We start from the raw sequence: 24880 nt of genomic DNA, 5'->3' as shown, positions 1-24880 counted from the left end.
CCCCACGGGGTCAGGCCCGGCCCTGCTCCGCGAGGTGGGCCTCGGGCCCGTTCTCGGCGGCCACGGGGTCCATGTAGAAGAAATCGAGCAGGTTGCCGTCGGGATCCTCGAGGCTGCGGCTGTACATGAACCCGTAGTCCTGCGGGGGGCGCGGTTCGCTCCCTCCGGCAGCCAGACCCGCGTCGAGGCTCTCGTCGACGGCGGCGCGGGACTCCCTGCTGAGTCCGATCAGCGCCTGCGCCGTCGTGGCCGTGTCGGCGATCTGCTTGTCGGTGAAGGTCGAGAAGAACTCCCGCATCAGCACCATGAAGTAGATGTTGTCGTCCCACACGATGCACGCGGCGTTCTCGTCGGTGAAGAGGGGATTGATCCCGGCGCCGAGCGACGTGTAGAACGCCTTCGCGCGCTCGAGGTCGTTGATGGGGATGTTGACGAAGATCCTGGTCATCGTGCTCTCCGATTCGTCGGGCGTCGCGTCGGTGCGCCGCGCGCCCATGCTTGCAAAACGCCAGCCGCGCCGCTACCGACTTCCGATCACCTGCGGGTGCGGGTGCCGACGACGTCACTCTCGCCCCATACGGCGGAGCGGCCGCGGCGTCGGGTGCACGTCCTGAGAACCGCACGTGCGCCGACGACGAGGAGCGTGGCAACGCTCACCGCCAGGATCACGATGGCGAATGCGGCGATCGCAGTGCTCAGGCCCGCAGCCTGGGCGAGCAGCCCTACCCCGAGTACTGGTAACGCATTCCCCGCGTAGCTGACGATGTAGAGCCGCCTCAACGAGAGGGAGCCGCGACCGCCACCCGCTGCAGAGCTGACACGCAGCGCGCCGGCGAAGGTGAGACCCTGACCCGCGCCCGCGAGCACTCCCGCGGCGACGAGCAACGTGGCTGATTCGAACTGCACTCCCGCAAGCGCGGATGCCATCGCCGCTCCGATCGCAGTCAGCCCGACAGAGCGCGCGGCCGTCGCGGTCATCCTGCCGCTGGACAGGTGAGCGACGGCGCAGATCACGAAGACGAGGGCGATGCAGGCTCCGACGAGCCCGCTGGCTCCCCCTCCGCTCAGCTCGGCGATGTACGACGGCGCGAGCGCTAGGACCAGACCGATGCAGGCCCAGCCGACGAACGCCGCGACGACGGTGACGAACAACTGCACACGATCGAGTGCGCCGCCTTCAGGCGGAAGCGCCGGGGATGCAGGACTCGCCGAGGTGACCGGAAGCCTTCGGGCGGTCCAGATGGTGACCGCGATCAGTACCAGGCCGACGACGATGAAGCTGGTGATCGTGGGCGCGGGCAGGTACTGCGCCAAGATGCCGGCGATCAGCGGTCCGGCACCGATGCCGGCGACGTTGGCGATGCCGGCTGCTCTCACTGCTCGTCCCTTGTCGCCCCGTGGAGCGAGCTCGCTGATCGTCCCGGTCAGGATGCCCGATGCACTCCCGACGGCGAACCCCTGAACGATGCGGCCGAGCACCAGCGTCGCCGTTCCTGAGGCGGTGGTGATGATCGCCAGGCCCAGGATGGCCATGAGCATCGACGCGATCACCAGCGAGTGGCGCCCGATTCGCCGCTCGAGACTCGGCGCGACGAATAGGGCGGGCACCACCGCGAAGACATAGGTCGCGTAGACCACCGTGACCATCGCGTCCCCGAGACCCAGCTCGCGTTCGTAGATCGGGTAGAGAGGAGTGAGCAGGTTCGAACTCGCGAGCACCGTGAACAGTGAAGCGAGCGCCGCCCGGAATGCGCGCCTCTTGGCCCGCGGCGATCCCCCCGCGGTGTGGCGATCCGATTCCGCGACGATCAGGGGCGAGGCGTCACCATGATCATCGCCAGGCATCGAGTTCGGCCGCGCGGGGGGCGTCCGCCATTTCGGCTGACCCTCCGTAGATCCGGGTCGACTCGTGCGAGGCGCTGAATCCTGCCCACCCCGGCTCGCCCGTCGTGGCGAACCGTACCCATGCCGCGTGCATCTCGGCGGCCAGCTCAGCGGGCACCGGTCCGTCGCCCAGAAGGCCGGACCCTCCTGAGAGCTCGGGCAGGTGCACGGAATCGAACACGAACGGCAGCTCGACCACGTGCGCCGCCCCGAGAGTTCCACGGACGGCGGTCGACCGCCAGTCGAATCGGTACGCGAAAGTCGAGGCTCGAGCGTCCGCAGCGTGAACGAGCGCCAGCTCCCTGCTCCCGGTGACGAACAGGGCATCGCCGAGGATGAGTGCTCGAAGGTCGCCCGGACTGGCGGAGGGGTGCGCCATCCTGTACGTGCGCACGAGTGCCTCCGGTTTCGGATGCACTCGTGCCGCGAGGCGGAGGAGGTCGCCGGGCTGGGTGGCCTCGATGTCACCGCCCGGAGCCAGATACAGCCGACCCTCCTCGGCGTTCGTGCCGACCAGGAGGTCGACCGGACCCGCTGCCCCCCGGCGGATCGCTTCGATCGGCTGCTCGTCCATCACGATCGCGAACGGATTCAGGCCGACCATCGGGTCGCGCACGTCCCCGACGCCGAGGTCCGGGGCCGTCAGCGCCGGCAGCAGTTCTAGGAATCTCTCGTCGGGGATCTCGCCGAAGGATGTCGCGGCAGCGGGAATACCCAAATGGTCTGCCGCCGCTGCGGTGACCAGGCGCGCCTGCGCGGGGGTGAAGGCGCCCCGCGCGGTTCCGCTCTGGATGATGGCTCGGGTGATCAGCGTGCTGCCTTTCGGGTCGGCCGCGATTGCCGCCGTGAGGATCGCGCCGGCTGACTCGCCGAATAGCGTGACATTCGAGGGGTCGCCGCCGAAAGCGCGGATGTTGCGCCGCACCCATCCGAGCGCTTCGATCACGTCGAGCATCCCTCGGTTCTCTGGAGCGTCCGGTAGGTGGAGGAACCCCGGCACGCCAAGCCGGTGCTGCACGATCACCAGCACCACCCCGTCCCGCGCGAAGGAGCTGCCGTTGTATACGGACGCCGCGGCCGAGCCGCCGATCAGGCCGCCACCAGGGACGAAGACCATGACAGGGGCATTGCTTGACTCGCTCGGAGACCAGATGCTCACCGTCAGGTAGTCGTCGCCCCTCGTCCATCCCGTGCCGAAGTAGGGGGTGAGGTTGAGCGGATCGGTCGGGCTCGCCATTGTCGGCTGAGGCGCGGTTGGCCCGAAGCGAGTCGCATCGAACACCTCCTCCGATCCGGTCGGCGCGGTCGGCGCCTCGAACCGGGCCCGACCGCGGGGGGCGGCGGCGTAGGGGATTCCGAAGTAGGTTCGGTGGGTGTCGTGGTCGACTCCCCGCACTCGCCCGTACTCGGTGTCGATCAGGGTGGGCGCGCTCGTCCGTTCGGTGGTCATGTCGTCTCGTCTCGATAGTCCGCCGATCAGCGGCGGCCGGATGCAGGGAGATCGCGGAAGTCCGCGATCAGAACTTTCCGTTGTCGTTCGCCCAGGTCGCGCGTGGGGGGATCGGCTCTACGACATCCCAGTGCTCGACGACGTGACCGGCCTCGAGCCGGAACAGGTCGTAGAACGCGGTGTGGTCGCCGTTCAGGAAGCCCTCGCTCATGGCCAGGCAGAAGTCGCCCTCCCCGAGCACCCTGTGGAGTCCTTCGTAGCGGATCGACTCAGGACGGGTGAGTGCAGCGCGCAGCTCACCGATGCCGTCTCCCCGGTTCGGGTTGTGTTCGATCAAGTGCTCGGCAACGAGGTCCGTGAGCAGGTCGTGATCGCCGGCGATGTAGACGTCTCTCACGAGTCGCTCGATCACCCGCTTGTTGTCGTCGGCGCTTCCGGGGTCGGATGCCTCGACACGCCCGTCGGTCATCGACCGTGAGCTCGGGTTCAGTCGGGGAGCGACCGGCTGCAGATTGTCCCAATGCTCGACGATGCGGCCGTTCTCCCAGCGATGCACCTCAAACCCGACCAGGTCACCCATCGGCTCGAGGGCGTATTCGAGGTGGGCGAAGCTGATGTCGTCGTCTTCGAACGCGCGCAGGGGCCGCACCCGGCTGGTGCCAGGCGGTAATGAGTCGAGGAACGCGAGCAGAGCAGCGAAGCCGTCGGGAAGAGCCAGGTTGTGCTGGATGTAGGTGCGGGTGTCGAAGTGCGCGAGCGGCCCGCGGGCGCCGGTCTCGATGCTCTTCTGGATCTCGACGGTCTTCTGCTTGATGGACATAGGGGTGCGCTCACTTCTGATAGGAGTCCGGGACCGACGAACTCCGCGGCAGTTCGTGATTCCCATTGAAACAGCGCACTCTCGTCCGGCGACCATTTTCGATAGAAAGTCGCACCTAGGCCCATCGCTCCGCTCGAAACACATGAGGGGAGGCACTCAGGCGCCAGAATATGTATGTGGACACCCTGAGTGAAGCAGACCTCGCCCTCATCGACGCCGTCCAGGTCGAACCCCGGGCCTCGTGGGCGACCATCGGCGCGACACTTGATCTGGCCGCGTCCACGGTGGCTCGCCGATGGAACGCGCTCGAGGAGTCGGGCATCGCATGGACGGGCGCGACGCTCGGCTCAGAAGTGTTCCGCGGAGCGATCATCGAGGCGAAATGCGCACCCGGCACACTCGACGACACAGTCGAACTCCTGAGCGGGCTTCCGGACGTCTACACGGTCGGGCGCACCACGGGCCCGACCGACCTCTACGCGCTGACGATCGGTATCACGATGAGGCAACTGCGGCGCACCTTCGACAGCGTCTCTCGGCTCCCGTTGCAGAGCCTCGGATTCCATGTCTACACGCGGGTATTCGCCGGCCCGCGGTGGAAACTCAGCGTGCTCAACCGGCAGCAGGCCCAAACAGTGCGGGAGCGCTTCGAGACCCCCGTGGGGGCCGCACGCGTCGACCTCCATGAGCCCCGCCTGTTCGATGCGCTTGCTCGCGATGCCCGCCGCTCGTTGACCGACCTCGGCGAGGAGCTCGCGCTTAGTCCGGCCGCGGCGGGTCGCCGCCTCGCGCAGGTGCGGCGACGAGGCACCCTCGACCTGCGAGCCGACGTCGCTCGTCCGCTCGCCGGCTGGCCGTGGGCCGCGGTGCTCTGGCTCTCGGTTCCGGATGCGGCGCTCGACCAGGTGGGTCGGGACATCGGCCAATGGCCGGAGGTGCGCTTTTGTGCCCCCGTCACGCGGTTGCCGAATCTGATGGTCATCGTCAACCTCCGTGCGCCGGACGAACTCGATGCTCTCAGCGGCCGGGTGGCTGCACTTCATCCCGAGGCCCACATCGTCGACCGATGCCTCATCATCCAGATGCACAAGGTGCACGGCCATCTGCTGGACGAGGTGGGGCGATCGATCGGGTTCGTTCCGATGCGGCCGTGGTCGTGAGCGCGAAGCCCGGAGGACCGAAACGGGTCCCCCGGGCTTCGCGGGCTTGTGATGCCGGTCGTCAGGCGGCGAGGGCCTCGGCGCGCTCGGCCACGACATAGCGGGCGATCAGGTCGGTGAAGGCGTCGAGGTAGGCGCGCAGGAAGGTCGCCGTCGTGTCGTCGGTGATCTCCCCCTCCTCGGTGAACAGCCCGGGCTTGGACTGGATGAAGCCCTCGGGCTGGCCGACGGTGGGCGCGTTGAAGTGGCTCAGGATGGTCTTGAGGTGCTGCTGTGCGGCGGCGGTGCTGATGGGGCTGCTGGACGTGCCGATGACGGCGACGGGCTTGCCGTTGAAGGACATGTCTCCGTACGGACGGGCTGCCCAGCCGAGGGCGTTCTTGAGGACGCCCGGGATCGAGCGGCTGTACTCCGGGGTGACGATGATGACGCCGTCGGCGTTCTCGATCCTGTTCTTGAACTCGCGCGCGGCCGCCGGGATGTCCGCGTCGTGGTCCGGCGAGTAGAAGGGGAGCTTCTCGATCGGGATCTCCGCGAGAGTCACGTTGTCGGGGGCCACCGACTCGAGCGCCTTGGCCAGGCGGCGGTTGATGGAGGTGCTCGAGATGCTGCCGACGATGTAACCGATCGTGTACGAGGTCACGACTGTCCTTCCGTTGATGCGAGCGGGGGCGTCCCCGCAGGTCTATTCACGTGCAAGTAGTTTCCCCTCGGATCCATTCCCTGCGGGCGGACGTCTCCCCCCGCAGACGGAGGTCTCGAGCCGCGTCCGCCCGTACCGTGGAGGGATGCCGCCGCCCACCGCCGCTCAGCAGCGCAACGACGTGATCCTCGCCGCCGTGTTGTTCGTCGGCGCCCTCCTCAGCGCGGTGCTGTCCTCGATCGCCGGCATCTACGGTCCGGACCAGGCCGAGATGTCCCTCGCCGTGGCCTATGCGTTCGTGCTGGCCGTGCCGCTGGCGGTGCGTCGCCGGTGGCCGGCCAGCGTGGCGGTCGTGGTCTCGGTCGCGTACTTCGCGGCGGTCACCCTGCGTGTGCCCGAGCTGTATGCCGGCAACATCGCGATGTTCATCGCCCTCTACACGGTCGGGGCGTGGTCGAGCGACCGGCGGCGGGCCACCGTCGTCCGCATCGCGATCATCGTCGGCATGTTCCTGTGGCTGACCGTCGTGACGTTCCAGGATGTGACGGCGCCCGCGAGCGACGAGGGCTTCTCCCGTGCCGGGGCGTTCTCCCCCTACATCGCGTACACGCTTCTCACCGTTCTGCTCAACGCGCTGTACTTCGGCGGCGCGTACTACTTCGGCGAGCGCGCGTACGCGCAGATGCGCGAACGGCACGCGTTGGAAGAGCGCACCCGCGAGCTTGAACGAGAGCGTGAAGTGACCGCCGCGCAGGCGGTGGCGCTGGACCGCGTGCGCATCGCACGGGAACTGCACGACGTCGTGGCACACCACGTCTCCCTCATGGGGGTCCAAGCCGGCGTGGCGCGCACGGTGATGGAACGCGACCTGCCGCAGGCGCGCAGCATCCTCGAAGGGGTCGAGGGGTCGGCGCGCGAAGCCCTTCACGAGCTGCGACAGCTGCTGGAGACCCTGCGCACCCCCGGTGCCGGCTCCGAACCCGACGCCGGTGCGGTAACGCGCGGACTCGCCGGGCTGCCGGGGCTGGTCGAGGAGACCACCACCGCCGGGGTTCCGGCGACCTTCACCGTGATCGGGCAGCCCGAGCCGGTGCCCGACCTGGTGCAGGTGAACCTGTACCGGATCGCGCAGGAGGCGCTCACCAACGCGCGGCGTCACGCCGGGCCGGATGCGACCGCCGACGTGCGCCTGCGCTACTCCCCGGACGCGATCGAGCTGGAGGTGGCCAACACCGGCCGGGTGGGCGTCTTCCGACCCGGGCTCGGGCAGGTCGGGATGCGCGAGCGCGCCGCGGCGTCGGGGGGCACCGTCGAGATGGGACCCCGGACGCGAGGCGGGTATCTCGTCCGTGTCGCCGTGCCGCTGTCGGAGCGGGCAGGCGCCGATGCCTGACATCCGCGTGCTCCTGGTCGATGACCACGCCATGATGCGGGCGGGCTTCCGCACCATCCTCTCGATCGAGGACGACATCGTCGTCGTAGGGGAAGCGGCCACCGGCGCCGAAGCGGTGACGGCCGCCTCCGCCCTGAACCCCGATGTGATCTGCATGGACGTGCAGATGCCCGACATGGACGGCCTGGAAGCGACCCGCGCCCTCACCGATGCAGGCGTTGATGCCGCGGTACTCATCGTCACGACCTTCGACCGCGACGACTACCTGTTCTCCGCACTCGCTGCCGGTGCCAGCGGATTCCTGCTCAAGAACGCCGGGCCCGAAGAGCTCGTCTCGGCGGTGCGGGTCGTCGCGGCCGGAGATGCGCTGCTGGCCCCCGAGGTCACGCGCCGCGTGATCGAACGCTTCGCACGGCCCCCCGAACCGTCCGATGACGCCGGTCACCTGCGCCTGGTGCTGGCCGAACCGCTCACCGAACGCGAAGGCGAAGTGCTCCGTCTCATGGCGGATGCGCTCAGCAACGCCGAGATCGCCGCGCGCCTGTTCATCGGCGAGGCGACGGTGAAGACGCATGTGTCCAACGTGCTGCAGAAGCTCGGCGCACGCGACCGCGTGCAGGCCGTCGTGCTCGCCCACCGCTCCGGCATCGCCTGACTCCCGCGCTTCCCGACGGTGCGGCAGCCGCGAGCGGAATGTCAAGGGTCCAGACACGGTCGAACGCGCGCATAACCTCGCAGTCATGAACTCCGACGACCGACACGAGTACACGACGGACACCGAGCTCTCCGAGAGCGATGCGGTGCGCAAGGACATGTCCTACAGCCCGTCGAGCGACACCGACACCCAGCACAAGCAGGAAGACCCGCTTCCCGACACGATCGACGACGACATCGACCCGGACGACGTGCGAGCCGTTCCCGGCACCGGCGGGCCGGACGACTTCGGCGACGTCGACGTCGACCCCGATGACCTGAACATGCCCTGGCGGGAGTAAACGCCGACCGCCGGCATCACGGCGGATCGTCCTCCCCCCTGCGGGGGAGGACGACGACCCTCCCCGGGGTGGATGCCCCGTCCCCGCCTCCTCCGTAGCGTGAGAGTCATGGTGCCGAACGGCGCCGGAGGAGGAGGAGACGTGCTCCAGCTCGAAGGCATCACCAAGAGCTACGGCGGACGCCGCGTGCTCGATGATGTGAGCTTCGCGATCACGCCGGGACGGCTGACGGGTTTCGTCGGCGGCAACGGCGCCGGCAAGACCACGACGATGCGCATCGCGCTCGGCGTGCTCGCCAAGGACGCGGGCGTCGTCCGGCTCGACGGGCGCGACGCCACGACGGCCGACCGGCGTCGCTTCGGGTACATGCCCGAAGAACGCGGCCTGTACCCGAAGATGAAAGTCGGCGAGCACATCGCCTACCTCGCCCGGCTGCACGGCTACGGCAAGACCGCGGCCACAGCCAACGCCGAGGCGCTCCTTGACCGCCTGGGGCTCAGCGAGCGGCTGGGCGACCTCGTCGAGACGCTGTCGCTGGGCAACCAGCAGCGTGCTCAGATCGCCGCTGCCCTCGTGCACGAACCGGAGGTGCTGATCCTCGACGAGCCGTTCTCGGGTCTTGACCCCCTCGCGGTGGACGTGGTCGCCGGGGTGCTGCAGGAGCGGGCCGCCGCGGGGGCGGCAGTGCTGTTCTCCTCGCATCAGCTCGACGTCGTCGAACGCCTCTGCGACGACCTCGTCATCATCGCCGGCGGCAGGATCCGCGCGGCCGGCTCCCGCGAGTCGCTGCGCGCACAGCACTCCGGACGCCGGTTCGAGCTCGTCTCCGGCGGGGACGCGGGGTGGGTGCGCGAGCAGCCCGGAGTCTCCGTGCTCGACTTCGACGGCGGCTACGCCCTGTTCGAAGCCGACGACGAGGCGGCCGCGCAGAACATCCTGCGTCAGGCCGTCGCCCGCGGCGACGTCGCGAGTTTCGCGCCGCAGCGTCCCTCTCTCGCCGAGATCTTCAAGGAGGTCATCCAGTGAGCACCTCGCCCACCGCCCCGAACGAACTGCAGAGCATGTGGCTCGTCGCCGAACGGGAGATCGGCTCGAAGCTTCGCAGCAAGGCGTTCGTGATCTCCACCGCCATCCTGCTCCTGGTCGCCCTCGCGTCCGTGCTGTGGGGCGGCTTCGCCGCCAACAGCAGCGGCGACGACGGCATCCCCGTCGCCGTCACCAGTCAGACCGAAGCCGACGTGCAGGACATCGACGGCATCGATCCGACGGTGGCCGACGACGCGGATGCGGCAACCGCACTCGTGAAGGACGGCACGGTCGACGCCGCCCTCGTCCCCGACACCTCGGGTGGCACGTTCGACTACAAGATCGTCGCCGACGACAGTGTGCCCAGCAGTCTCATGGCCCTCCTCAGCCAGTCGCCGACGGTCGAACTGCTCGACCCCCAGGGGGCGGCCGACGAGATTCTGCGGTACTTCGTCGCCCTCGGCTTCGGCATCGTGTTCCTCATGGCCGCGTCGATCTTCGGCGGCACCATCGCGCAGAGCGTCGTCGAGGAGAAGCAGACCCGCGTCGTGGAGATCCTCATTTCCGCCATCCCCGTGCGGACGCTCCTGGCCGGCAAGGTCGTGGGGAACACCATCCTCGCGATGGCCCAGATCATCGCCCTCGCTGCGATCGCCGTGGTCGGCCTGTCGGTCACGGGACAATCCGAGGTGCTCGCCGGGCTCGGGGCGCCGCTGCTGTGGTTCGCGGTGTTCTTCTTCTTCGGCTTCGTGCTGCTGGCGTCGTTGTTCGCCGCCGCCGGTGCGATGGTGTCGCGCCAGGAGGACATCGGAGCGACCACCACCCCGCTGACCATGCTCATCATGGCGCCGTACTTCCTGGTGATCTTCTTCAACGACAACCCGGTGGTCCTGGCGGTCATGTCGTACGTTCCGTTCTCGGCGCCGGTCGGCATGCCGCTGCGGCTGTACCTGGGAACCGCCCAGTGGTGGGAGCCGGTGCTCTCCCTCGTGATCCTCGTCGCCACGTGCGCCGCGGCGATCTGGGTGGGGGCGCGAATCTACGAGAACTCGTTGCTGCGGATGGGCGCCCGGGTCAAGCTCGCCGAGGCACTGCGCGGCTGAGGGGACCCGATCGACGGGGAGGCGCAAGGGGTTCCGGCGCCTCCCCGTCGCGTGGTTAGGGTGAGCCGCATGGCGGACACGACGACCCTTCTCATCCTCGGAGCATCCGGCGACCTCACCTCGCGACTGCTGCTGCCGGCTCTCGGACAGTTGCTCGCCCGGGAGCCGCACCGCTCCATCCGCCTGCGCGGTGCGGGGATGGAGGAGCTGGATGACGAGGCCTGGCGCGACATCGTCCGCTCGTCGTTCGCGGCCACCGACTCCTCCGCGGCGTTCGATGCCGTGGCGTCGACGACGTACACGAAGGCCGACATCACGGATGCCGGCGACCTGACGGCGCTGCTCGCCGGCAACGAGGGCCGGGTGGCGCTGTACTTCGCCGTTCCCCCGGCGGTGGCCGAGCGGGCGTGCGAGACCCTCACGGGCATCGAGGTGCCCGAGGGTCTCATCCTCGCCCTCGAGAAGCCGTTCGGCAGCGACGAGGCCAGCGCCCACCGCCTCAACGAGACCCTGCAACGCATCGTGCCGGAGTCACAGGTGTTCCGCATCGACCACTTCCTGGGGCGGTCCACGACCCTCAACCTCGTCGGGGTGCGCGTGGCGAACCGGCTCATCGAGCCGGTGTGGTCGGCCGAGCACATCGAGTCGGTGCACATCCGCTACGACGAGACCCTCGGTCTCGAAGGCCGGGCGGGTTATTACGACCGTGCCGGCGCGCTGGTCGACATGATCCAGAGCCATCTGCTCCAGGTCCTCGCCATCCTGGCGATGGAGCCGCCCGCCACCCTTGCCGAGGTGGATTTCCGCGACGCGACGGCGGCGGTGCTCCGCGCGACGCACGTGTGGAACGACGACCCCGCCGGGTCATCGCGCCGCGCCCGGTACACCGCCGGTTCGGTCAAGGGCCGCGAGCTGCCCGCGTACGTCGACGAGCCGGGGGTCGATGCGCGGAACCGGACCGAGACGCTCGCCGAACTGGTGTGCGAGGTGCGCACCGAGCGCTGGCGGGGCGTGCCCATCACCCTGCGATCGGGCAAGGCCCTCGACGATGCCGACCGCGAGGTCATCGTGCGGTTCCGGCCGGTGCGCCACCTTCCCGACGGGCTGACCGGAAGCACCGCCCCCTCCGTCCTGCGCTTCTCGCTCGGTCCCGACCGGGTCGCGCTCGAGCTCAACCTCAATGGCGGCGACGATCCGTTCGAGCTCGAGCGGGCGTCGCTGCGCGCCGACCTCGGTCCGGGTGCCCTGAAGGCCTACGCCGAGGTGCTGTCGGGCATCCTGGACGGCGACGCCACCCTCGCCGTTCGCGGGGATGCAGCGGAGCAGTGCTGGCGGATCGTCCAGCCGGTGCTGGACGCGTGGCGGCGGGGCGACGTGCCGCTGGACGAGTACCCCGCCGGCACCGACCGCCCGGCGTCCTGGCCGAAGCATCCCGAGGGCGTCCTCGGCGCCTCGTAGATCGGCATCCGTCCGGGGCTGGCCCCTGCGCGCGCTCAGACCGGCGCGGCCGGGGCGCTCTCGCGGACGAGGAGGCGGTGCGGGACGATGACCGTCCGGCCGTCGCCGGCGGCGCCCGACATCTGCGCGATCAGCAGATCCAACGTGGCCGAGACGAGGGCGGGCGTGTCGGCGGCGACGCTGGTGAGGGACGGGATGGTGCTCGCGGAGACCTCGATCGCGTCCCATCCGCACACCGCCACGTCCGTCGGCACGGCGTGACCGCGGCGCTGAAGGGCACGCAGCGCACCGATCGCGGCCAGGTCGTCGCGGCACAGCACAGCGTCCAGGTGGAGCCCGGCGTCGAGCGCTGCACCGAGCGCGAGCTCGCCGCCGAGCGCATCGCCCTGCGCGCTGGCCACCAGAAGGGCGTCGTCCAACCCGAGGCCCGCGGCCTCGAGCCCCCGCCGGTAGCCCTCGATGCGGAGGGCGGAGGTGCGCGAGACCGCCCCCGGCTCGTGCCCGAGGAAGCCGATCCGCGTCCGCCCCAGGGCGACCAGGTGCGCGACCGCCTCCTCTGCGGCGGTGACGTTGTCGATCACGACGTGGTCGGTGCCGCCGGACCCGGGCGTCTCGCCGAGGAAGACCAGCGGAGAATCCCGGCGAGACTGCTCCAGCTCGCTGACGGAGAGAGCGTACGGATAGATCACGACACCGTCGACCAGACCCGCCTCGCGGTCGCGGAGGACCGACCTCTCCCCCTCGGCGGTGCCGCCGGTCTCCTCCAGCAGGAGGCGGTATCCGCGGTCGGCGCTGATGCGCGCGAAGGCGTGCGCGAGTTCGGCGAAATACGGCCGGCGAAGGTCGGGGATCGCCAGCGCGAGCATGCTCGACCTCCCGGTCGCAAGGCTCCGGCCGGTCAGGTTGGGACGGTAGCCGAGGTCGTCGATCGCGCGCTGGACGCGCTCGCGCATCGCGGGACTGACGTGCCGGTAGCCGCGCACGACGTTGGACACCGTCTTCATCGACACGCCCGCGGATGCGGCCACATCCTGCAGCGTCGCCCTGCGGCTCTCCACCGGGCCAGGATAGTGCGTGGTCGGCACCTCTTGACCCTGTTTTACAGCGCTGTAAAGTTGCGGGATGACCGCGCCTGAGCCGATCTCGAGCCTGTCCACCGCCGACGCCGGGCTGCCGCTGGCCTCGCAGCAGGACGGCTCCTACCCCCGCCCGCAACTTCTGCGCGCGCACTGGCGCGATCTCGACGGGATGTGGGACTTCCGTCACGACGACGCCGATGCCGGGCGCCGGGACGGATGGCACGAGGGATTCGACGGCGCTCGGCAGATCCGCGTGCCGTTCCCGCCGGAGTCGGCGGCATCCGGCATCGCGGAGCCCGGCTTCCACCCCGTGGTCTGGTACTCGCGAGCGCTGACGGCCGACGACCTCGCCGCGGCGGGTCGGTCACCGCAGGCGCCACGGGTCCTGCTGCACTTCGGTGCGGTCGACTACCGCGCCGACGTGTGGATCGACGGACGGTACGCGGGCGGGCACGAGGGCGGGCACACGCCGTTCACCCTGGACGTGACCGAACTCGTGGCCGCCGGAGACGAGCACCGCCTCGTCGTTCGGGTCGAGGACGACCCGTTCGACCTGACCCAGCCCCGCGGCAAGCAGGACTGGCACGAAGACGCGCACGCCATCTGGTATCGCCGCACCACCGGCATCTGGCAGACGGTATGGCTCGAGGCCGTTCCCGACGCGAGCATCGACCACGTGACGTGGTCCCCCTCGGCTCCGGCGGCCGTCGACGTCGTCACCCGATTCCGCGGCACCGTCCCCCACGGATCGCGCCTGCGCATCGCTCTGCAGTTCTCCGAGCGCGGCGAAGACCTCGGATGGATCGAGGCGGATGTTCCCCCCGGCGTGCACGAGTTGCGGCTCACGGTGCCCGTGCACCGCCAGCGCAACGGGCAGGCCGAAGACGAGCTGACCTGGTCTCCGGAGCATCCTCGTCTCATCGACGCCGTCCTCTCCCTGTCGGATGCGGGCGGGGCGGTCGTGGACGCGATCAGCTCCTATCTCGGGATGCGCACGGTCGGGCTGGCCGGCGGGGCGTTCCTGCTGAACGGGCACCCCTATGACGTCCGTTCGGTGCTCAACCAGGGCTACTGGCCCGACAGCCACCTCGCTGCACCCTCGCGCGACGCCCTCCGCCGGGAGGTCGAGCTGATCAAAGAACTCGGCTTCACGGCCTGCCGCATCCACCAGAAGGTCGAAGACCCGCGGTTCCTGTTCTGGGCCGACCGCCTGGGCCTGCTCGTGTGGGGCGAGATCGCCGGCGCGTACGAGTTCTCGCCCGTCGCGGTGCAGCGCCTGACGCGCGAGTGGATGGAAGCGGTCGACCGCGACGCGGGGCATCCGTCGATCGTGACGTGGGTGCCGTTCAACGAGTCGTGGGGCATCCAGCACGTCGCCGATGACCCCGCCCAGCAGGCGTACTCCCGCGCCCTCGCCGACCTCACCCGCGCACTGGACCCGACGCGGCCGGTGGTCTCCAACGACGGGTGGGAGCAGGAGAACACCGACATCATCACCGTGCACGACTACGAGGGCGACGGGGATGCTCTGGCCGCGACGTACGCCGATGACGCAGCCCGCGAGCGGCTCGTGTCGCGCCTGGCTCCCTCAGGACGCCGGCAGTTCGTGGGCGGGGCGGCGGATGCGGGGCAGCCGGTGATGCTGACCGAGTTCGGCGGCGTGAACTACCAGCCCGGTGAGGAGCGGCCCGACGGCTGGGGGTACACCAGCGCCGCCGACGCGGCGGATTGGATCGCGCGCATCACCGCGCTGTACGACGCGACCCGGGCGAGTCGCTTCCTCGCAGGCACCTGCTACACCCAGCTGACCGACACCATGCAGGAGACCAACGGCCTCCTGACCGCCGACCGGGTGCCCAAGGCACCGATCGAGGACATCCGGCGGGCCATCACCGGCAAAGGCTGAGCCCGGGGCGGGACGCCGCTACTGCTCGTCGGCCTGCAGCACGGATAGGACGTTGCCGGCGGGGTCGCGGAACCAGGCGATCGCGGGCCCGTCCCCCTCCCGCAGAATCCCCTTCGCGTCGGTGGGGAACTCGGCATCGTCGTAGATCTTCGTCACCACGCCGCGGGCGTTGAGATCGTCGACCGCTGACTCCACGTCGGAGACGGGGAAGTTCAGGATCGTGAAGCTCGCCGGCTCGTGGTTCGGCTTGGCGTAGACGAGGACGTGCGCGCCGGAGGCGAGGAGGAGCTCGAGGAAGCCCATGTCGTTGGCGACGACGTCGAGCCCGAGCGTGTCGCCATAGAACGTGCGCGCGGCGTCGATGTCATCCACGGAGAATCCGCTGTAGGCGGAGGTCGGGTCGAACATGCTTCCTCCTTCGCGGCGCACTCGGCCGCCCCCTCGATGGTGCGCCCGTTCGGCGGTGCTGTCCAGCGTCGCCGCGACCGAGTCCGGGCGGCCCATGCCGAAGGCCCGCCCTCCGTTCAAAATTCAGGAGAAACCGTCGCTTTCGCGCCCGTGGGACGCTCCCTGGGTCGATTCCTCCTGAGTTTTGAACGCGCCGGGGGCGGGGGGAGCCTGGTGCGTCGCGCACGGCGGCGGGTAGCACGGGGTGGCGCGTCGCCACCAGCCCCGCCGCGCCCACAGCTACGGGTGCCTAGAGTGAATCATGACCGCCAGCATCTCCGGCCTCGGAACTGCTCTGCCTCCGACGCGTCTCGCACAGGATCAGGTGCGCGCGATCATGGCCGCGCAACCGGATCTCGACCGGCGGACGCGCCGCTGGATCGACGCCGCCTTCGCCGCATCGGCGATCCAGACGCGCCATACCGTCCTCGCCGAACTCGGCGGCACCGCATCCGGCCTGCACATCCTGCACGAGGGCCGTCTGCTCTTCCCCTCGACCAAGGAGCGCAACGACGAGTTCCGCCGCGTGGCCCCTCCCCTGTTCGCCGAAGCCGCACGCGCTGCGCTGGAAGCCGCCGATACCGACCCGTCGGAGGTGACCCACGTCATCACGGTCTCGTGCACGGGCCTGTTCAGTCCCGGGCCGGACGCGCTGCTCGTCCACGATCTCGGCCTCAACCCCTCCGTCGAGCGCGACCACCTCGGCTTCATCGGCTGCGCCGCCGCGATCCCCGCGCTCCGCCTGGCGTCGCGGATCGTGGCCACCGACCCGGATGCGGTCGTCCTCATCTCCGCGGTCGAACTGTGCTCGCTGCACATCCGCAGTTCGAACGACCCCGAGCAGATCGTCTCGGCATCGTTGTTCGCCGACGGCGCGGCAGCCGCCGTGGTCTCCGGCGACCCGTCGCGCGGACGAGGGAGACGGCTCGACCTCCACGGTTTCGCCACCCGCCTCACCGGCGAAGGCGAGAAGGACATGACCTGGATCGTGGGTGACAACGGCTTCGAGATGACCCTCACCGCGCAGGTGCCGCGCATCATCGGCCGTGAGATCGGCGCCATCGTGGACGACGTCTTCGGCGGCTCGGACACCGTCGACACATGGGCGGTGCACCCCGGCGGGCGGAGCATCCTGGATCGGGTCGAAAGCGGGCTGGGGCTTGCCCCCGATGCGCTCAGCGCGTCGCGCGCGGTGCTGCGCGACTACGGCAACATGTCGAGCACGACGCTGCTGTTCATCCTGCGCGCGATGCTCGAAGACGATGCCCGGCCCGACGGCGAGCGCATCGGTGCACTCGCGTTCGGCCCGGGGCTCACGGTGGAATCGGCACGCCTGGTGGTCCGCGACAGCGCCGCCGCGGAGCATCCCCCGGCCGGCCTGCAGCCGGCGCTCGCCCGGCGATGACCATCCGCCACCGCGACCACGCGCTGACCGAACTCATGGACGACCCGGCGTGCGACCCCGGGCGCCTCGCCGCGACCTACCGGCGCTTCGGCGTGGTGAACCGGCTGGTCACGGGCTGGGGAGCGGTGTGGCGGAGCACCCTGCGGCCGTTCCTGTCCGACCTCGGCCGCCCCGCCCGCGTGCTCGACCTGGGTTCCGGCGGCGGGGACCTGGCCGAGCGGCTCGCGGGCCTGGCGCGGCGCGACGGCGTGCCGATCACCGTGACCGGCGCCGACCCCGACCCGCGCGCGCACGCGGCCGCCACGGCGCGCAAGGCGCCGGGAGTGCGATTCGTCTGCGCGGGCTCGGGGGAACTCTTAGCCGCCGGCGAGGAGTTCGACGCCGTCGTGTCCAACCACGTGCTGCACCACCTCGACGCGGCATCCCTCGACACGTTCGCCGCCGACTCGCGCGCCCTGTCTCGCGGCATCGTGCTGCACAGCGACATCGCGCGCGGGCGGCTCGCGTACGGGCTGTACGCCGTGGGGATCACCCCGCTCGCACCGGGGACGTTCCTGCGCACCGACGGGCTGCGCTCGATCCGCCGCAGCTACCGCGCGGAGGAACTGGCCCGCGCCCTGGGCGGCGGCTGGACGGTGACGCAGCCGGCGCCGTTCCGCGTGATGGCGGAGGCGCGGAGCGGTGCCTGACGTCATCGTCATCGGGGCGGGGCCCGTGGGCACGCTGCTCTCGGCGGAACTGGCCCGCCGCGGCGTGGACGTCACCGTCATCGAGCGCCGTTCGGACCCCTCCGCGGGCTCCCGCGCGATCGGCGTGCACGCGCCCGTGCTCGCTGCCCTCGAGGCGTCGGGTGCGACCGAACGCCTCCTGGCCGATGCCCGCCGGGTGTCGGCGGGCGAGGCCCGATCGGGAGGCCGGGTGATCGGAGTCGTGCGATTCGACCGCCTGTCTCGGCGCTTCCCCTTCGTCGCGACCCTCCCGCAGCCGGCGACGCACCGGGCGCTGGCGGTGGATGCTCCGGCCCCGGTGGTGGGCGAGGTCACTGCCGTGCGGGACCGCGGCGGTCCGGCCGTGACCTACCGCTCGGGTGAGGACGAGGTGGTGCTGAGCGCGCGGCTCGTGGTGGTCGCGGGAGGGCCGCGGGCTCGGTGGCTGCTGTACCGGCGGGAGGCCGTGCGCGTGCAGGCCTACCCCGACCGCTTCGTGATGGCCGACCTGGCCGTCGACGGCCCCGAGCACGGCGTGGTGCACCTCGACCGCGTGGGCGTGCTGGAGTCCCTGCCGCTGCCTGGGGGCCTCCGCCGGTTCGTGGCGCCGGCGACGGGCGCGGATGATCCGGCGACCCGGGTGGCCGAGTTGCGTGCGGCGCTGCAGGCGCGGGGTGAGGACGAGGCGGCCGCGACCATCGAGAGCGCTGATGGGTTCGCCATCCGCCGCACCCTCGCACGACGGATGCGCCGCGGACCGCTCTTCGCGATCGGCGACGCCGCCCACGAGGTGAGCCCCATGGGCGGGCAGGGCATGAATCTGGGGCTGCTGGATGCTGCGACCCTCGCGCCTCTCCTGGCCGCGTGGGTGCGTTCAGGCGAGGCGCCCGAGGCGGAGTTGCGGCGGTGGGAGGCGAGGCGGCGCGCCTCGGCCCGGACGTCGGGGCTCATCGCGAGCATGAACACGGTCCTCGGCCGCCCGGCATCGGCCGGGGTGGACGCCGTGCGTCGCACCGCGATGCGCGCAGCCCTGGCCACTCCCGCGGGCGCGCTCCTGGCCCACGCCTACACGATGGGCTTCGACCGCGACGCCTGACGGGCGCGGAGCCGGTGCTAGCCGGTGGGCGCGGAGCCGGTGCTAGGCGGTGAGCGCGGAGCCGGTGGACACGAGCTGGGCGGCCAGGAGGAGTGCGGCGAGCATCACGAGACGGAAGACGGTGCGGTCCGGCGGCCGGACGACCACCCGCACGAGTGTCGCCACCGCGACCCCCACGGCCGCGGCGAAGAACCCCCACCCGATCGCCGGCACGTCGGCCGGGACGCCGCCGGATGAGCCGAGGAGCACCGCCACGGCGCCGCCCACCACGCCGGCGGCGGCCAGGACGGCGCTCCACCGCGCACCGAGGCGGTGCGGCAGCCCCCGGATGCCGGTGGCGCGGTCATCGTCGAGGTCGGGCAGCACGTTCGTCAGATGCACCGCCCCTCCGAGCACCGCGCCGGCGATGGTGGCCCACACGGGCGCGACACCGCCCTCGGGGAGCGAGAGCGTCGCGAGCGAGGGGAACAGCCCGAAGCTCACGAGGAAGGGCAGGAGGGAGAACGCGGTCGCCTTCGCCCCCGCGTTGTACGCCCAGCCCGAGGCCAGGAGGACGGCGTGGGCGGCCAGCATCCCGGCGCCCAGCGGCACGGCCAGTGCCAGCGCGACGACGACCGCGCCGACCGCGACCGCGAGCGCACCCGTCGCCGAGACGACGCCGGCCGCGACCGGTTTGTCGGTGCGGCCCACGGCCTGGTCGCGGGCGGCGTCGATCGCGTCGTTGGAGAGTCCGATCGACACCTGCCCGCTGAACACCGAGAGAATCAGCAGCAGCAGCCGCCAGGGCTGCAGCCCGGCAGCGATGCCGAGGGCGAGCGACAGCGCCGTGACGACGAGCGTGGGGCCCGGATGCGTCGACCCCCACAGAGCCCGGATCACCCTCATGCGCCGCATCCCCCGACGCTACCCTGCGCGAGAAACGACGTTCCGGACGAGAAGTGACGCGGCGCGTGCTTTCTCGTCCGGAACGTTGTTTCTCGGCGCGTTTGGGTCAGTCGTCCAGGACGGCCTCGATCACCTCGTCGTCGTCGGACATCTCCGGGGTGGGCGCGGCAGGACCGTCGCTGGTGAGCACGAGGCTCGAGCCGTCGGCGGCGACATCCACGCGCACCACGTCGCCGTCGTGCACCCGGCCGCCGAGGATCGCCATCGCGAGGCGGTCCTGGATCTCCGACTGGATGAGGCGACGAAGGGGCCGCGCCCCGAACGCCGGGTCGTACCCCCGCTCGGCGAGCCACGCGCGGGCATCCGGGGTCACCGCGAGGGTGAGCCGGCGCTCGCGCAGGCGGCGCTGCAGGGCGTCCACGGCCAGCTCGACGATCTGCGCGAGGTCGTCTTCGCTGAGCACCTGGAAGATCACGATGTCGTCGAGCCGGTTGATGAACTCCGGCTTGAACGCCTGCCGCACCAGCGCCTGCACCTGCTCGCGCTTCTGCTCGATCGACAGGGTCGGATCGATGAGGATCGGCGAGCCCAGGTTCGAGGTGAGGATGAGAATGACGTTCGTGAAGTCGACCGTGCGACCCTGACCGTCGGTGAGGCGGCCGTCATCCATGACCTGCAGGAGGACGTCGAACACCTCCGGATGCGCCTTCTCGACCTCGTCCAGCAGCACGACGCTGTACGGACGTCGGCGCACGGCCTCGGTGAGCTGTCCGCCCTGCTCGTACCCGATGTACCCCGGAGGGGCACCGACCAGGCGCGAGACCGAGTGCTTCTCGCCGTACTCCGACATGTCGATGCGCACCATCGCGTGCTCGTCGTCGAAGAGGAAGTCGGCGAGGGACTTCGCCAGCTCGGTCTTGCCGACACCGGTGGGGCCGAGGAAGAGGAACGAGCCCACGGGCCGGCCCGGATCGCTGATGCCCGCGCGTGAGCGGCGGATCGCGTCGGAGACCGACTTCACGGCCTCCTTCTGGCCGATCAGCCGCTTGCCGAGCTCGGACTCGAGGTGCAGCAGCTTCTCGGTCTCGCCCTGCAGGAGCTTGCCGACCGGGATGCCGGTCCAGGCCGCGATCACCGCGGCGATGTCTTCGTCGGTCACCTGGTCGTTGACCATCCGGTCGCCGCTGGTCTCTTCGCGTTCGGCGGTCATGAGTTCGCGTTCGAGGGCCGGGATCTCGGCGTACAGCAGGCGTGACGCCTTCTCGAGGTTGCCCTCGCGCTGTGCGCGCTCAGCCTCCACGCGTGCGGCGTCGAGCCGGGTCTTCAGGTCGCCGACGCGGTTCAGCGACGCCCGCTCCCGCTCCCACCGCGCCTGCAGCTCGTTCAGCCGCGTCTGCTCGGTCGCCAGGGTCTCGCGCAGGGTGGCGAGGCGCTCCTTGGACGCGTCGTCCTTCTCCTTCTTCAGAGCGAGCTCCTCGAGCTTCAGGCGGTCGACGTGGCGGCGCAGCTCGTCGATCTCCAGCGGGGCGGAGTCGATCTCCATCCGCAGGCGCGATGCGGCCTCGTCGATGAGGTCGATGGCCTTGTCGGGCAGTTGGCGCGACGGGATGTAGCGGTTCGACAGGGCCGCAGCGGCCACCAGCGCCGCGTCGGCGATGGCGACCTTGTGGTGTGCCTCGTAGCGCTCCTTCAGGCCGCGGAGGATCGCGACGGTGTCCTCCACCGTGGGCTCGCCGACGTACACCTGCTGGAATCGGCGCTCCAGCGCGGCATCCTTCTCGATGAACTCGCGGTACTCGTTGAGGGTGGTCGCACCGATCATGCGGAGCTCGCCGCGGGCGAGCATGGGCTTGAGCATGTTGGATGCGGCGACCGAGCCCTCGCCACCGCCGGCGCCCATGAGGACGTGCAGCTCGTCGATGAACGTGATGACGCGCCCGTCGGATTCGGTGATCTCCTTCAGCACGCTCTTGAGCCGCTCCTCGAACTGGCCGCGGTACATCGCGCCGGCCACGAGCGCGGAGATGTCGAGGGAGACCAGCTCCTTGTCCTTGAGACTCTCGGCGACGTCGCCGGCGACGATGCGCTGCGCGAGGCCCTCCACGACCGCGGTCTTGCCGACGCCGGGTTCGCCGATGAGGACGGGGTTGTTCTTGGTGCGGCGGGTCAGCACCTGGCTGACGCGCCGGATCTCGGAGTCCCGTCCGATGACCGGGTCGAGCTTGCCCTGGCGGGCGCGGTCGGTGAGGTTGATCCCGAACTGCTCGAGGGCGCTCTGCGCCTCCTCCTGTCCGGGCTGCTGCGTGGCGTTCATGTGTCTCCTGAAACTTGTGGTGCTCGTAAACTTGAGCGTTATTGACTCAAGTTTATCACCCGGGTCGGACCTCCGCCAGCCCGGCCGCACCGCGCCGCGTTCGGGGCGGCCCCGCCCGGCCCCGCCCGGAGAGACGAGACGAGCGGTCAAGCGACCGTCACGAGCTCGGCGTCGCGGGCATCGGCGGCGGATGCGGCGGGCCCCGCCGCCGGGAGGCAGCTGAACCGCCCACGGTAGGCGGTCGGGGTGACGCCCAGGGTGCGGGAGAAGTTCTGCCGCAGGACGGCGGCGGAACCGAAGCCGCTCTCATCCGCGACCCGATCGAGGCCGAGATCGGTGGTCTCGAGAAGCCGCTGGGCCTGGATGATGCGCTGCCGCGCGAGCCACGCGGCCGGGGTCGCACCGAACTCGGCCTTGAAGCGGCGCGCGAAGGTGCGCGGAGACATGTGCGCCTGGGCCGCGAGCTGCTCGACGGAGAGGTCGGCGCGCAGATGCTCCAGCATCCAATCCGTCACCGGAGCCAACGACAGAGAGGCGGCGACCGGCATCGGCCGGTCGATGAACTGCGCCTGACCGCCGTCGCGCTGCGGGGGGACGACCATGCGACGGGCGATCTTGTTGGTCAGCTCGGCGCCGATCTCCAGGCGCAGGAGGTGCAGGCACGCGTCGAGCCCGGCGGCCGTTCCCGCGCTGGTGATGATGCGCCCGTCCTGCACGTACAGCACGTCGGGGTCGACCTCGATGTCGGGATACATCACCGCCATGGTCTCCGCGTACATCCAGTGCGTGGTCGCCCGGCGACCGGCCAGCACCCCGGCGGCAGCGAGGATGAACGAGCCGCTGCAGACGCTCAGCAGCCACGCGCCGCGATCAGCCGCCTGGCGGACCACGTCGAGCACCCGCTCGTCGCTGTGCGCCCAGTATTCGCGAGGGATCGGGGAGACCACCACGAGGTCGGCCTCGTACGCGAACGACAGGTCGTTCTCGACGTTGATCGAGAAGCCGAGCTTGGACTTCACCGGGCCGACCACCGGCGTCACGACGCGGAAGTCGAAGGCGGGCACCCCGTCGTCCGAGCGGTCGAGCCCGAACGCTTCGCACGCGACACCGAACTCGAAGGGGGCGAATCCGTCCTGGACGATCACTGCGACGGTCTTCATGGCGCTCCCGAGTGCTTGGCAGAAATCCTCTGAGGTATGGCCATCCTGCCCGTGGTGGCAGGATAAGCGCAACCATAGCCTTTCTGCCATGTTCCTCCTCATCGTTGTCACCGCTCTCGCCACCACAGCGATCGTCGCAACGATCGTCACCGTCTCCCACGACGGATACCGGGCTGCCCCCACCGATCCATCGCGAGCGTGACACCGCCGGTCGGGGCTTCGTAGAATCGGGGCTCCCGAGGAACGAGGAACCGTGACCACTCCCCCCGCTTCACCGCCGCCCCCCGGTCCGGTACCCCAGCACCCCGCCCCCGGATATGCCGGTCCTCCCGCGCCGCCTCCCGGCGCCCGCTCCCCGACCCCCGGGCAGCACCCCGCCGGCGCCCCCTACGCCTCCGCCGGACCCCCGCTGCCCGCACCGGATCGGCCGGGCAACCCGTTCGGCCTCGTCTCGATCCTCGCGGGCGGCTTCCTGATCCTCTCCACCATCGTGCAGGTGGCCGTGCAGGCGGCGGCGATCGGCCGCGAGGACTACCAGGCGCTCGAGATCGCGAGCGGCGTGAGCACGCTGATCGACGGCCTGATCGCCCTGGTCGCGATCGTCTTCGGCATCCTCGGGCTGGCCCAGCGGGGCCGCCCCCACGCTCTCGCCGGTATCGGCGCCGGCATCGGCGTCGCCACCCTCGTGTCGGCGATCGTGTGGGGCGTCATCTACCCCGCGGTGCTCAGCCTGATGTGACCGCCGCCGACCGCCGCTTCGCGACCCGCTCGTAGATCTCCACCATCGCCGCCGTCCGCGACGACTGGCGGAACAGCTCCGCGATACGCGGATCGGGCACCTCCGGCCTTCCCTCGACGATGTCACGGGACGCGCGGCGCAGCACGGCGGCGAGCGCCGCGGTCGATGCATCCGGCACCGACCAGATGCCCGATCCCAGCTCGCCCGCGATGTCGGGGTCGCACACGATGGCGTGAGTTCCCAGCGATGCAGCTTCGAACACGGTCATGCCCTGCGTCTCGAATCCGACGGAGGACTGCACCACCGCATCCGCTGCGGCGATCCGCTTCAGGGTGTCGGGGTACGACAGGCGCCCGGGAAAGGCGACGGATGCTGCCGGGCGGCGTCGGCGCACGAGCCGGCGGGCCGCGCGGGCCTGGCCGCCGCCACCGATGACCTCCACGTCGGCGACGATTCCCGACACGGCGAGCGCGTCGAGGAACGGCAGGAGGCGCTTCTCGGCGCTCATCCGCCCGACCCACACCAGCCGCGGGGGTCCTGGGATCCGTTCGGCGGGAGGGGTGGCGAGAGCGGCGTCGAGCACGTCATCGTCGATGCCGTTCCACACCACGTCGACGGACGGGTACACGTCGTGCGCCTCGAGCCTGCGGGCGAAATGCGCCGAGGGAGCCGTCACCGCATCCGACGCCGCCGCGAGGAGCCGCAGGTACGCCCACCCGTCCCGTCCGAAGCCGGTCGCGTGGGAGTTCACGCGCAGCATCCGCCGTGCCCAGCCGTTGAGCACCCGCAGCACCAGGGCGGGGGCCGGCGCGACCGCCGCGATGCCGACGTCGACGCGGTTGTGCATGGTGTGCACCACGGGGAGGGCGTGCCGGCGGGCGAAGCGGTGCCCGATCAGCGCGCCCCAGAAATCCGCCTGGACGTGCACCACATCCACGGGCGGCCGGGCCGCCAGCGCCGCATCCACGACCTGATCCGTCCGCGGGCCGGGCAGGCTCATCGAGTACTCCCTGTCCACCGTGACGGGCACCGAGGGGAGGTCGACGTAGGCGGGGTCGTGGTCGGGACCCGGCCGGCGCGCGTGCATCCGCGGGGCGACGATGGTCACGGTGTGGCCGGCGCGCTCCAGGTACCGGCGCTGCAGCCGCATCGACACCTGCGCGCCGCCGGATGACTCGACGTGCTGGTCGCCGAACATCACGACGTGCAC

General features: G+C 70.5%; 23 protein-coding genes. 12 read left to right on the top strand and 11 right to left on the bottom strand.

Annotated elements, in window-relative coordinates; all coding sequences use genetic code 11:
- Nucleotides 1-10: 10 nt before the first annotated feature.
- The 4 genes from AC2DFQ_RS12870 to AC2DFQ_RS12855 all read right to left on the bottom strand — a co-directional run bounded on the left by AC2DFQ_RS12870 (nucleotide 11) and on the right by AC2DFQ_RS12855 (nucleotide 4154).
- The gene (locus tag AC2DFQ_RS12870; RefSeq protein ID WP_484534171.1) at nucleotides 11-448 is read right to left on the bottom strand and encodes a VOC family protein; all 438 of its coding nucleotides are present in this window, start codon (nucleotides 446-448) and stop codon (nucleotides 11-13) included.
- Nucleotides 449-534: 86 nt separating this feature from the next.
- The gene (locus AC2DFQ_RS12865) at nucleotides 535-1845 is read right to left on the bottom strand and encodes an MFS transporter (RefSeq protein WP_484534170.1); all 1311 of its coding nucleotides are present in this window, start codon (nucleotides 1843-1845) and stop codon (nucleotides 535-537) included.
- A complete protein-coding gene (locus AC2DFQ_RS12860; protein WP_484534169.1) occupies nucleotides 1832-3334 on the bottom strand; it encodes a carboxylesterase/lipase family protein in 1503 nt (500 codons plus the stop codon). The genes AC2DFQ_RS12865 and AC2DFQ_RS12860 overlap by 14 nt, the downstream gene beginning before the upstream one ends.
- A gap of 67 nt (nucleotides 3335-3401) precedes the next feature.
- Nucleotides 3402-4154, bottom strand: coding sequence for a nuclear transport factor 2 family protein (locus AC2DFQ_RS12855; RefSeq protein WP_484534168.1), 753 nt, complete (start codon nucleotides 4152-4154; stop codon nucleotides 3402-3404).
- A 176-nt stretch (nucleotides 4155-4330) separates the two neighbouring features.
- Here AC2DFQ_RS12855 and AC2DFQ_RS12850 point away from each other — a divergent pair, with 176 nt between their 5' ends.
- A complete protein-coding gene (locus AC2DFQ_RS12850) occupies nucleotides 4331-5314 on the top strand; it encodes an Lrp/AsnC family transcriptional regulator (RefSeq protein ID WP_484534167.1) in 984 nt (327 codons plus the stop codon).
- A gap of 61 nt (nucleotides 5315-5375) precedes the next feature.
- Here AC2DFQ_RS12850 and AC2DFQ_RS12845 read toward each other — a convergent pair whose 3' ends face one another.
- Nucleotides 5376-5957, bottom strand: coding sequence for an NADPH-dependent FMN reductase (locus tag AC2DFQ_RS12845; RefSeq protein ID WP_484534166.1), 582 nt, complete (start codon nucleotides 5955-5957; stop codon nucleotides 5376-5378).
- Nucleotides 5958-6102: 145 nt separating this feature from the next.
- On the opposite strand from AC2DFQ_RS12845, the gene AC2DFQ_RS12840 reads away from it, so the two are divergent.
- The 6 genes from AC2DFQ_RS12840 (at nucleotide 6103) to AC2DFQ_RS12815 (ending at nucleotide 11932) form a co-directional block, all read left to right on the top strand.
- The gene (locus AC2DFQ_RS12840; protein WP_484534165.1) at nucleotides 6103-7350 is read left to right on the top strand and encodes a sensor histidine kinase; all 1248 of its coding nucleotides are present in this window, start codon (nucleotides 6103-6105) and stop codon (nucleotides 7348-7350) included.
- Entirely contained in the window at nucleotides 7343-8005 is a 663-nt protein-coding gene (locus AC2DFQ_RS12835) for a response regulator (protein WP_484534164.1), read from the top strand. Before AC2DFQ_RS12840 ends, AC2DFQ_RS12835 begins: the two co-directional genes overlap by 8 nt.
- 85 nt (nucleotides 8006-8090) lie before the next feature.
- Nucleotides 8091-8345, top strand: a complete 255-nt coding sequence (locus tag AC2DFQ_RS12830; protein ID WP_484507738.1) for a hypothetical protein — start codon at nucleotides 8091-8093, stop codon at nucleotides 8343-8345.
- Between the two features lie 141 nt (nucleotides 8346-8486).
- Nucleotides 8487-9371 (top strand): ABC transporter ATP-binding protein, encoded by an 885-nt coding sequence (locus AC2DFQ_RS12825; RefSeq protein ID WP_484534163.1) that lies wholly within the window; start codon nucleotides 8487-8489, stop codon nucleotides 9369-9371.
- 35 nt (nucleotides 9372-9406) lie between these two features.
- Nucleotides 9407-10474: an ABC transporter permease gene (locus AC2DFQ_RS12820; protein ID WP_484534349.1), complete on the top strand. Its 1068-nt coding sequence runs from the start codon at nucleotides 9407-9409 to the stop codon at nucleotides 10472-10474.
- 69 nt (nucleotides 10475-10543) lie between these two features.
- Nucleotides 10544-11932: a glucose-6-phosphate dehydrogenase gene (locus tag AC2DFQ_RS12815; protein WP_484534162.1), complete on the top strand. Its 1389-nt coding sequence runs from the start codon at nucleotides 10544-10546 to the stop codon at nucleotides 11930-11932.
- A gap of 35 nt (nucleotides 11933-11967) precedes the next feature.
- Here the strand turns inward: AC2DFQ_RS12815 and AC2DFQ_RS12810 are convergent, their stop codons facing one another.
- Nucleotides 11968-12990 carry a LacI family DNA-binding transcriptional regulator gene (locus AC2DFQ_RS12810; protein WP_484534161.1) on the bottom strand — a complete coding sequence of 341 codons (1023 nt, stop codon included), beginning with the start codon at nucleotides 12988-12990 and terminating at the stop codon, nucleotides 11968-11970.
- Nucleotides 12991-13054: 64 nt separating this feature from the next.
- On the opposite strand from AC2DFQ_RS12810, the gene AC2DFQ_RS12805 reads away from it, so the two are divergent.
- A complete protein-coding gene (locus AC2DFQ_RS12805) occupies nucleotides 13055-14917 on the top strand; it encodes a glycoside hydrolase family 2 protein (protein WP_484534160.1) in 1863 nt (620 codons plus the stop codon).
- An 18-nt stretch (nucleotides 14918-14935) separates the two neighbouring features.
- Here the strand turns inward: AC2DFQ_RS12805 and AC2DFQ_RS12800 are convergent, their stop codons facing one another.
- Nucleotides 14936-15325, bottom strand: coding sequence for a VOC family protein (locus AC2DFQ_RS12800; protein WP_484534159.1), 390 nt, complete (start codon nucleotides 15323-15325; stop codon nucleotides 14936-14938).
- 301 nt (nucleotides 15326-15626) lie between these two features.
- Here AC2DFQ_RS12800 and AC2DFQ_RS12795 point away from each other — a divergent pair, with 301 nt between their 5' ends.
- From AC2DFQ_RS12795 to AC2DFQ_RS12785, 3 genes are read left to right on the top strand one after another with little or no spacing between them, the layout of a single operon-like run.
- Nucleotides 15627-16769: a type III polyketide synthase gene (locus AC2DFQ_RS12795; RefSeq protein ID WP_484507732.1), complete on the top strand. Its 1143-nt coding sequence runs from the start codon at nucleotides 15627-15629 to the stop codon at nucleotides 16767-16769.
- Nucleotides 16766-17458, top strand: a complete 693-nt coding sequence (locus AC2DFQ_RS12790) for a methyltransferase domain-containing protein (protein WP_484507731.1) — start codon at nucleotides 16766-16768, stop codon at nucleotides 17456-17458. Before AC2DFQ_RS12795 ends, AC2DFQ_RS12790 begins: the two co-directional genes overlap by 4 nt.
- On the top strand, nucleotides 17451-18572 hold the full coding sequence (locus tag AC2DFQ_RS12785) for an FAD-dependent oxidoreductase (RefSeq protein ID WP_484534158.1): 1122 nt from the start codon (nucleotides 17451-17453) through the stop codon (nucleotides 18570-18572). Before AC2DFQ_RS12790 ends, AC2DFQ_RS12785 begins: the two co-directional genes overlap by 8 nt.
- Before the next feature lie 42 nt (nucleotides 18573-18614).
- Here the strand turns inward: AC2DFQ_RS12785 and AC2DFQ_RS12780 are convergent, their stop codons facing one another.
- The 3 genes from AC2DFQ_RS12780 to AC2DFQ_RS12770 form a co-directional block, all read right to left on the bottom strand.
- The gene (locus AC2DFQ_RS12780; RefSeq protein WP_484534157.1) at nucleotides 18615-19466 is read right to left on the bottom strand and encodes a UbiA family prenyltransferase; all 852 of its coding nucleotides are present in this window, start codon (nucleotides 19464-19466) and stop codon (nucleotides 18615-18617) included.
- Nucleotides 19467-19563: 97 nt separating this feature from the next.
- Nucleotides 19564-21771, bottom strand: a complete 2208-nt coding sequence (locus tag AC2DFQ_RS12775) for an ATP-dependent Clp protease ATP-binding subunit (protein WP_484534156.1) — start codon at nucleotides 21769-21771, stop codon at nucleotides 19564-19566.
- Nucleotides 21772-21917: 146 nt separating this feature from the next.
- The gene (locus AC2DFQ_RS12770; protein ID WP_484534155.1) at nucleotides 21918-22931 is read right to left on the bottom strand and encodes a GlxA family transcriptional regulator; all 1014 of its coding nucleotides are present in this window, start codon (nucleotides 22929-22931) and stop codon (nucleotides 21918-21920) included.
- Nucleotides 22932-23184: 253 nt separating this feature from the next.
- On the opposite strand from AC2DFQ_RS12770, the gene AC2DFQ_RS12765 reads away from it, so the two are divergent.
- Nucleotides 23185-23670 (top strand): hypothetical protein, encoded by a 486-nt coding sequence (locus tag AC2DFQ_RS12765; protein ID WP_484507726.1) that lies wholly within the window; start codon nucleotides 23185-23187, stop codon nucleotides 23668-23670.
- Here the strand turns inward: AC2DFQ_RS12765 and AC2DFQ_RS12760 are convergent.
- Nucleotides 23657-24880 (bottom strand): glycosyltransferase, encoded by a 1224-nt coding sequence (locus AC2DFQ_RS12760; RefSeq protein WP_484534154.1) that lies wholly within the window; start codon nucleotides 24878-24880, stop codon nucleotides 23657-23659. The two genes, AC2DFQ_RS12765 and AC2DFQ_RS12760, sit on opposite strands and share 14 nt — an antisense overlap.

The organism is Microbacterium sp. Z11_20 (assembly GCF_057197605.1).
Note: the sequence above shows the minus strand (reverse complement) of the source record. Positions and strands in the feature narration are given on the sequence as shown.

Bases quoted from the DNA above. Each gene is read 5' to 3' on its own strand.
- AC2DFQ_RS12815 (WP_484534162.1), top strand. From the start codon at position 10,544: ATGGCGGACACGACGACCCTTCTCATCCTCGGAGCATCCGGCGACCTC.
- AC2DFQ_RS12865 (WP_484534170.1), bottom strand. From the start codon at position 1,845: ATGCCTGGCGATGATCATGGTGACGCCTCGCCCCTGATCGTCGCGGAA.
- AC2DFQ_RS12860 (WP_484534169.1), bottom strand. From the start codon at position 3,334: ATGACCACCGAACGGACGAGCGCGCCCACCCTGATCGACACCGAGTAC.
- AC2DFQ_RS12835 (WP_484534164.1), top strand. From the start codon at position 7,343: ATGCCTGACATCCGCGTGCTCCTGGTCGATGACCACGCCATGATGCGG.
- AC2DFQ_RS12795 (WP_484507732.1), top strand. From the start codon at position 15,627: ATGACCGCCAGCATCTCCGGCCTCGGAACTGCTCTGCCTCCGACGCGT.
- AC2DFQ_RS12800 (WP_484534159.1), bottom strand. From the start codon at position 15,325: ATGTTCGACCCGACCTCCGCCTACAGCGGATTCTCCGTGGATGACATC.
- AC2DFQ_RS12770 (WP_484534155.1), bottom strand. From the start codon at position 22,931: ATGAAGACCGTCGCAGTGATCGTCCAGGACGGATTCGCCCCCTTCGAG.
- AC2DFQ_RS12805 (WP_484534160.1), top strand. From the start codon at position 13,055: ATGACCGCGCCTGAGCCGATCTCGAGCCTGTCCACCGCCGACGCCGGG.
- AC2DFQ_RS12870 (WP_484534171.1), bottom strand. From the start codon at position 448: ATGACCAGGATCTTCGTCAACATCCCCATCAACGACCTCGAGCGCGCG.
- AC2DFQ_RS12790 (WP_484507731.1), top strand. From the start codon at position 16,766: ATGACCATCCGCCACCGCGACCACGCGCTGACCGAACTCATGGACGAC.
- AC2DFQ_RS12820 (WP_484534349.1), top strand. From the start codon at position 9,407: ATGTGGCTCGTCGCCGAACGGGAGATCGGCTCGAAGCTTCGCAGCAAG.
- AC2DFQ_RS12840 (WP_484534165.1), top strand. From the start codon at position 6,103: ATGCCGCCGCCCACCGCCGCTCAGCAGCGCAACGACGTGATCCTCGCC.
- AC2DFQ_RS12780 (WP_484534157.1), bottom strand. From the start codon at position 19,466: ATGCGGCGCATGAGGGTGATCCGGGCTCTGTGGGGGTCGACGCATCCG.
- AC2DFQ_RS12830 (WP_484507738.1), top strand. From the start codon at position 8,091: ATGAACTCCGACGACCGACACGAGTACACGACGGACACCGAGCTCTCC.
- AC2DFQ_RS12855 (WP_484534168.1), bottom strand. From the start codon at position 4,154: ATGTCCATCAAGCAGAAGACCGTCGAGATCCAGAAGAGCATCGAGACC.
- AC2DFQ_RS12775 (WP_484534156.1), bottom strand. From the start codon at position 21,771: ATGAACGCCACGCAGCAGCCCGGACAGGAGGAGGCGCAGAGCGCCCTC.